This is a genomic window from Ideonella azotifigens (genome assembly GCF_006519715.1).
GTDB lineage: Bacteria > Pseudomonadota > Gammaproteobacteria > Burkholderiales > Burkholderiaceae_C > Ideonella > Ideonella azotifigens.
On sequence record NZ_VIDT01000440.1, the window covers coordinates 1 to 4,728 of the forward strand.

Genomic DNA, 4,728 nt, shown 5'->3' on the forward strand with positions numbered 1-4,728 from the left:
GTCCTGGGTGAAGATCGCCCGGGCTTGAATCAGAACCGCTTGCCGACACCCACGCTGACCAGCAGCGGGTTGACCTTGAAGGTGCCGACCTTGGTGCCGGCCGAGCTCACATCGGTCTCGATCTGCACCTTCTTCAGGTCGAAGTTGACCAGCCAGCCGTCCTTCACCGGCACGTCCACGCCGGCTTGCAGCGCCCAGCCGAAGCTGTTCTTCTTGATCGAGGGCGACAGCGCCGCATCTACCGCGGGCTCGAAGCTGACCGACGAGAAGCGGGTGTAGTTCAGGCCGGCGCCGACGTAGGGCCGCAACGCCTTCAGGTCGGTGAAGTGGTACTGCAGCGTCAGCGTGGGTGGCAGGTGCTTGAGGCTGCCGATGATGGTGTCGCCCGAGCGGATGGTGTGGCGCTGCGGGTAGGTCAGCACCAGTTCGGTGGCGATGTTGGGCGTGAAGAAGTAGCTGACATCGAACTCGGGAAAGGCCTTGTCGTTGATCTTCAGGTCCAGCCCGGTGCTGTCGCTGTTGTCGGACTGCAGGTAGAGCGCACGGGCGCGCAGCAGCCACTGGCCGCTGTCTTGCTGGGCGGCGGCGAATTGGGGGGCGAGGGCGGCGGCAACGGCGGCCAGGGCGATGAGGGTCTTGCGCATGGTGGCGAACTCCTTGTTGTTGAATGACATGACGTGATGTCATTGCAACCGGGGGAGGGGTTCGTCAAGCTGTGCTGGCGCAAGTTGCCGGTGCGCGAGGCGGTGTCCGCGGAAAGCGCTTGATCCAGGTCAGCATTGGCGCAGGCGCGGTGATGCGCCGGCGCCACAGGGCTCAGCCGCCCAGGCCCAGCCGCTCGCAGAGCGCCAGCGTGGCCGTGCTCTGGTTCATCGTGTAGAAGTGCAGGCTCGGCGCGCCACCGGCGATCAGGCGCTCGCACAGCGCGCTGACCACGTCCAGCCCGAAGGCCTTGATGCTGGCCGTGTCATCGCCAAAGCTTTGCAGCCGCATGCGGATCCAGCGCGGAATGTCGGCGCCGGTGCTGTCGGCAAAGCGCATCAGGCCGCTGGCGTTGGTGATGGGCATGATGCCGGGCACGATGGGCAGGTCCAGCCCCAGCGCGCGGGCTTCGTCGACGAAGCGGAAATACGCATCGGCATTGAAGAAGAACTGCGTCATCGCGGAATTCGCACCGGCCCGCGCCTTGGTCGCGAAGGCCTCCAGGTCGGCCTGCGGCGACCTGGCCTGCGGGTGCATCTCCGGATAGGCGGCCACTTCGATGTGGAAGTGCGTGCCGGTGGTTTCGCGGATGAAGGCGATCAGGTCGCTGGCATAGCGGAACTCGCCGAACGCGCCGTAGCCGCTGGGCAGGTCGCCGCGCAGCGCGACCAGCCGGCGGATGCCGGCGCCCTGGAACAGCTGCAGCTTCTCGCGCACCGACGCGCGCGTGGCGCCCACGCAGGTGAAGTGCGAGGCCGCGTCCATGCCCTCGGCCAGGATGGCCTGCACGGCGGCCAGCGTGCCGTCTTGCGTCGAGCCGCCAGCGCCATAGGTCACCGAGCAGAACTCGGGCTTGAGCGCATAGAGCTGCTGGCGCACGGCAGCAAGTTTGACCACGCCTTCGGGCGTCTTCGGCGGAAAGAACTCTAGGCTGATGGAGGTCATGTCAATCTGGCTTGCAGGTTCAAGCGGGCTGCTTGGCCCAGACGAAGAATTCGGTGTTGCCGTTGCCGCCCTTGATCGGGCTTTCGAAGTACTTCTGCACCTTCAGGCCGTGCGCCTTGCAGGCCTGCCAGAGGCGGTTTTCGACCTCGATGAAGTGCACCTTGTCCTTGACGATGCCGCCCTTGCCGATCTGCGCGGGCTGCAGCTCGAACTGCGGCTTGATCAGCACCAGCAGGTCGCCGCCCGGCGCCAGGTACTCGACCATGGTCGGCAGCACGTGGGTGGAGGTGATGAAGGACAGGTCGCCCGTCACGAAGTTGAAGCTGTGCTGTTCGTAGGCGGCCGCAAACGGCGAGCCTTCGACGTCCCGTGCGTTCTGGCCCTCGAAGCTGGTCACGCGCTCGTCGGCCTGCAGCTTGGGGTGCAACTGGCCGTGGCCCACGTCGATGCCCACCACATGGGCCGCGCCCGCCTGCAGCAGCGCGTCGGTGAAGCCGCCGGTGCTCTGCCCCAGGTCCAGGCATTGCCGCCCGGCCACGTCGATCTTGCAGGCCTTCAGCGCGCCTTCCAGCTTCAGCCCGCCGCGCGAGACAAAACGCAGCTCGGCGTCGTCGGTGACCTGCAGCTCACACTCCTCCGGCACGTCCAGCCCCGCCTTGTTGATCACCGCCCAGCCCTTGGGCCCCTTCCACCGCACGGCATGGCTCTCGATCAGGCGCTGAGCCGCCGACCGGGTGGCCACGAGGCCTCGTTGAAGAATCAATTGATCTGCGCGCATGGAGTTCCAGTGGAATGTGAGAGGGCGGCGATGCTGTTCATGCAGAGGCCATTTCGGAATTTTCGGTGGAGACGCTGCTGGCTTCGCCGAGCGTGGCAGCGCCCAGCGGCTGCAGCAGCCAGTTCAGGTCGGCTTCGCTGAGGCGGGCGCTGGTGTCTTCGGCATCTGCTGCGCCTTGCACGCTGCGGGCAAGTTCTGCCTTGCGGGCCTGCATCGCGAGGATGCGCTCTTCCAGCGTGCCATCAGCCACGAGCTTGTAGACGAAGACGGTCTGGGTCTGCCCCAGACGGTGGGCCCGGTCGGTGGCCTGGTTCTCGGCAGCCGGGTTCCACCAGGGGTCGAAATGGATCACGGTGTCGGCCTGCGGCAGGTTCAGGCCGGTGCCGCCGGCTTTCAGGCTGATCAGGAACAGCGGCACCTCGCCCGATGTGAAACGGGTGATCGCGGCCTCGCGGTCCAGGGTGTCGCCGGTCAGAAGTGTCCAGCGCAGGTCGGCGCTGGCCAGCGCGGCTTCGATCAGCGCCAGCATCGAGGTGAACTGAGAGAACAGCAATATGCGGCGGCCTTCTTCCAGCATCTGCGGCAGGTTCTCCAGCAACCAGGTCAGCTTGGCCGATTCGCTGCCGATCTTCTGGCGGTTGTTCTTCAGCTTGACCAATCGCGGGTCGCAGCAGGCCTGGCGCAGCTTGAGCAAGGCGTCCAGCACGAAGATCTGGGAACGGGCCAGGCCTTTGGCGGCGAGCGCCTTCTGCACCGAGGCCTCGGCGGCAGCGCGGATGGTTTCATAAAGATTGGCTTGCGCTGCGCCCAGTTGCACGCGCACGACCTGCTCGATCTTCGGCGGCAGTTCCGATGCCACCATGCGCTTGTCCCGGCGCAGCATGAAGGGCATGAGCCGGCGGCGGAGCAAGGCCAGGCGACGGCTGTCGCGCTGCTTTTCGATGGGCGTGCGGTACAGCTCGGTGAAACGCGGCTCGCGGCCCAGGTAGCCCGGCAGCACCAGGTCGAACAGGCTCCACAGCTCGCCCAGGTGGTTCTCCATCGGCGTGCCGGTCAGCGCGATGCGGTGGTGGGCGTGCAGTTGCCGGGCCGCCTTGGCGGTATGGGTGCGCGCATTCTTTAGCGTCTGGGCCTCGTCCAGGACCAGGGCATGCCAGGACTGTTCGACCAGCACGTGCAGATCGCGTTGCAGCAAGGGGTAGGTCGTCAGCACCACATCGTGTTCAGCCAACTCGGCGTGGCGCGCGTGGCGGCCGGCGCCGTGCAGCACCAGCATGCGCAGTCCGGGCGCGAAGCGCTCGCATTCGCGGTGCCAGTTGCCGACCAGGCTGGTAGGCACCACGATCAGGCTTGGGTGCCGGCCCAGGCCGCGTCGTTGTTCGTCCAGCAGGTGGGTCAGGGTCTGCAGGGTCTTGCCCAGGCCCATGTCGTCTGCCAGCACGCCGCCCAGGCGATGCTTGGCGAGTGCGCTCATCCAGGCCCAGCCCTGTTGCTGGTACGGCCGCAGCTTGGCCTGCAGTCCCTCGGGAGGCGGTGGCAGCGTGACTCCGGCCTGGCGTGGCGCCAGCACCTCTCGTAAAGCGGCATGGCCGTTTTGGCCGAACTCGGCCTGGTCGGCGCCCAGCCGCAAGGCTTCCACCGGCGAAAGGCTCAAGGATTCGCTGCCGAAGTCGCCTTCGCGTTCACCCAGCAGCTCGATCAGCACCTGCAGCCACGGCCGTAGCGGCGCCGAGGGCAGCTGCCACCAGTGGTTGTCGTCCGTTTGCAGCCAGAAATGCTCGGGCAGGGCGGCGGGATCGTTGGCGGCATCCAGATTCAGGCCGGCCAGCACCTGCGGCAGCAAGGGCAGCAGGTTGATGCGCCGGCCGTCGATGTCGAAGCCCAGGGAAAGGTCCAACCAGCCCCCGGCATCGCGCGGGTCGCTGCTTTCCAGGCTGGCGGAGATGTCGTCGACTCGCTGGGTGCGGCGCAGCCAATCCTCGTCGAGTTCAACGATGAAGCCCAGCTCGCGCAGTGGCGCGAAATCCTGGGTCAGCCAGCCGGCCAGCAGGGTCTTCGGGTCTTCGCTCCTGGCGCCACCCAGTTGCCAGTGGTGCGGCGGGTCCGTGATGTCCGATGTGGTCACATGGCGCGGTGTGGCGAATTCGGCCCAGGCATGCGCTGCGGCCAATTCGGCGGCCGGCTCGCGGTGCAGTTCCACTAACCCTTGCGCGCTCGTAACGAACTGGCGTACGGGCGCGCGCGCCGGCCAGGGGGCGCAACGCAGGCCGTCGTAGTCGAGCCAAAGTTCCGCTTCGGCCACG

At 66.8% G+C, this 4,728-nt stretch carries 4 protein-coding genes; all 4 read right to left on the reverse strand.

The window, feature by feature from the left end:
* Window positions 1–29 precede the first annotated feature (29 nt).
* The gene (locus FKP22_RS21380) at window positions 30–644 is read right to left on the reverse strand and encodes an OmpW/AlkL family protein (RefSeq protein WP_141289713.1); all 615 of its coding nucleotides are present in this window, start codon (window positions 642–644) and stop codon (window positions 30–32) included.
* 172 nt (window positions 645–816) lie between these two features.
* Entirely contained in the window at window positions 817–1,647 is an 831-nt protein-coding gene (metF, locus tag FKP22_RS21385; protein ID WP_141289710.1) for a methylenetetrahydrofolate reductase [NAD(P)H], read from the reverse strand.
* A gap of 19 nt (window positions 1,648–1,666) precedes the next feature.
* On the reverse strand, window positions 1,667–2,389 hold the full coding sequence (locus tag FKP22_RS21390; RefSeq protein ID WP_310733354.1) for a TlyA family RNA methyltransferase: 723 nt from the start codon (window positions 2,387–2,389) through the stop codon (window positions 1,667–1,669).
* 73 nt (window positions 2,390–2,462) lie between these two features.
* The coding region (locus FKP22_RS21395) for a DEAD/DEAH box helicase (protein ID WP_211361502.1) at window positions 2,463–4,728 on the reverse strand (2,266 nt) is incomplete at its 5' end.

What these genes read in the sequence shown, in the direction of transcription:
- FKP22_RS21380 (WP_141289713.1), bottom strand. Translation starts at nt 644, where the DNA reads ATGCGCAAGACCCTCATCGCCCTGGCCGCCGTTGCCGCCGCCCTCGCC.
- metF (WP_141289710.1), bottom strand. Translation starts at nt 1,647, where the DNA reads ATGACCTCCATCAGCCTAGAGTTCTTTCCGCCGAAGACGCCCGAAGGC.